Origin of the sequence: Mesorhizobium sp. M7A.F.Ca.CA.001.10.2.1, assembly GCF_003998575.1 — a bacterium.
Taxonomy (GTDB): Bacteria; Pseudomonadota; Alphaproteobacteria; order Rhizobiales; family Rhizobiaceae; genus Mesorhizobium.
Window position 1 is genome coordinate 1 of record NZ_RZQY01001125.1, and the last position, 983, is coordinate 983.

General features: G+C 67.5%; 1 protein-coding gene. It reads right to left on the reverse strand.

Going from position 1 to position 983, the window contains the following annotated elements; all coding sequences use genetic code 11:
• A partial coding sequence (locus tag EN964_RS35595) for a glutamine synthetase family protein (protein WP_164776465.1) occupies positions 1 to 983 on the reverse strand: 983 nt, incomplete at both ends.

Here is a 983-nt window from a genome sequence, read left to right on the forward strand (position 1 = left end):
GCACCAGACCGAGACTCGCCCGCTCAGCCTCGCTCATCAGTGTCGGGTCGCCGGTGACCAAAGGCGGCGACGGCAGGCCCGCCTTCAGCCCTTCCAGCCCGGCGCGGATGATCGCCGCCAGCGACAGATAGGGATTGCCGGTGGCGTCAGCGGCCCGGTATTCGATGTTGTATTGCCGCGCCGGATCGCGTCCGCCGATCGTCACAGTCGGGCAGATGCGCAGCGACGCCTCGCGGTCGCGGTCGGCGAGCCAGGTATAGGACGAACTCCAGCTGTGCGGCTTCAGCCGGTAGAAGGACGACACGCTCGACGCCGTCATCGCGGTCATTCCAGGCAGATGGCGCAGCACGCCGGCACAGAAGGCGCCGGCTTTGGCGGAAAGACCTCCGGGCTGCGTTGGATCGTATGTCACCGGCTTGCCGGCCTCGTCGACAAAGCTGAAATGGATGTGGACGCCGTTGCCGACGGCAGTTGGCGCGGTTTTGGGCGCGAAGCTCGCACGCCAGCCGGCATTGCGCGCCAATTCGCGCGTGATTTCGCGGATGGCGACGGCGCGGTCCGCCGCCGTCAGCGCGTCCGCCGGCTCGTGCGTCACCTCGAACTGCTCGTCGCCGAATTCGGCGATGACCACCTCGGGAGCGACTCCGGCTTCCTCGAGCGCCGCCATCAGGTTGGGCGCGAAGGGGTCCGTGCGGCGCAATGCGGCGAAAGACATCGAATGCGCCGGCGCGAAGCCGCCGTCGGCGACATTGAATTCATGCTCGAAGGCGGCGATGACCGACAGGCCGGTTGCGGCTTTCAAATCGGCCAGCGCCTCTTTGAGCATCGTGCGGGTGCAGCCGAGCCATGGGCTGCCATCGAGCTCGACGATGTCGCCGGCGACCATGTCGAACGGCGTCGCCGATCCGGTACGTGTCGTGCGAAAGCGCGCCTTGAGATCGGGGATAAGCCGCAGGTCGCCCGACGAGCCCCAGGGGTTGGGA